Source organism: Limnofasciculus baicalensis BBK-W-15 (assembly GCF_024178385.1).
GTDB classification, from domain to species: domain Bacteria; phylum Cyanobacteriota; class Cyanobacteriia; order Cyanobacteriales; family Coleofasciculaceae; genus Limnofasciculus; species Limnofasciculus baicalensis.
Map to the genome: position 1 here is coordinate 1 of NZ_JAMZMM010000697.1, position 1384 is coordinate 1384.

The following is a 1384-nucleotide window of genomic DNA, read 5'->3' on the forward strand; positions in this document are numbered from 1 at the left end:
TTACCTTGCCGCGTGCTTCGCCCGCTCCGCGCCGACCTCGCTCAGGACGTCCGCCTGGTGGTCCGCGTGGTAACTGCTCCGCACCAGCGCGCCGGACTCGACGACCTTGAACCCGCGCGCGAGACCCTGTTCCTTGAAGAACACGAACTGTTCGGGCGTGACCCAGCGATCGATCGGCAGATGGTTCCGTGTCGGCTGCAAGTATTGGCCGATCGTCAAAATGTCGGCAGAGTCTTCAGTGTTCTCTTGTTCGCCTGATGCCTGACGCCCAATGCCCGATGCCTTCTTCGTCCGCGCCCCATTTTGCACCTCATCCATCAGCGCGAGGACTTCCTCGTCCTTCTCGCCGATGCCGACCATGATGCCGGTCTTCGCAACGCCGCCTTGTTCCTTCACGCGCCGGAGTAGTTCGACCGAGCGGTCAAACTTCGCACTCGGGCGCACCGCCGGGTACATGCGGCGGACCGTTTCGAGATTGTGATTGATGATGTGTGGCTTCGCATCGATCACCATCTGCAGCGCGGGCCAGTTGCCCTCAAAGTCGGGGATCAAAACCTCGATGCTCATCCCCGGGCACGCCTCGCGCGAGCGGATGATCGTCTCGGCCCAAATCCCCGCCCCGCCGTCGGACAGTTCATCGCGGTTGACGCTCGTGATCACGATGTGCTTGAGGCCCGCGCCCTGCCACATGAGATGCAGCGACTCGGCCACGCGGCTCGGCTCATCCTTATCAAGCATCGCGGGTCGCCCCGTCTTGACGTTGCATAAGCCACACGAGCGCGTGCACGTGTCGCCCAAAATCATGATTGTCGCAACGCCCCGCGACCAGCACTCGCCCATGTTCGGGCAGTTGGCCTCTTCACAGACGGTGTAGACCTTGTTCTCGGAGAGGATGGACTTGAGGCGCGTGTAGCCCGGCCCGCCCGGAACCTTCGCGCGCAGCCATGCCGGCTTCTTTTTGAGCGACAACTGCTGCTTGGACTCGCCCGCGTTGTTGAGCACCATATTGGAGAGGCTGAGGATCGGTGCGTCCACCCGCTTGAGCGGATCGCCGCCGAGGGGTCGTGGGTGGCGGGCAAGCGTGCGAGAGAGTGCGTCCGGTGAAGGAGCGCCTGCGGGGCGGGACGAATCTGGAGTCGTGTCAGGCATCGATGCACTGTAGGAAGCGGCGAACGAACTTCGGTCCCGGGCCGCAATCGCGCAAAAACGGCGCGACCCTTGTTGCGCTGCCGCGCAAGGAACGCCGAAGTGCTTGAACGTCCGCAAACTCTCACGATTTTCGTGGACTGGTCCTCAACCGCCATGGCGTTCTCGGTCGATCCAGTCTCTTACGTGGACCGTCCGGGAACCGGAATCGGTGCCGCTTGATTGATCGGTCTTTGTG

The 1384-nt window shown here is 62.7% G+C and carries 1 protein-coding gene; it reads right to left on the reverse strand.

The window, feature by feature from the left end:
* Positions 1–1005 carry a lipoyl synthase gene (locus NJ959_RS29540; protein ID WP_256529990.1) on the reverse strand — a complete coding sequence of 335 codons (1005 nt, stop codon included), beginning with the start codon at positions 1003–1005 and terminating at the stop codon, positions 1–3.
* Positions 1006–1384: the final 379 nt, after the last annotated feature.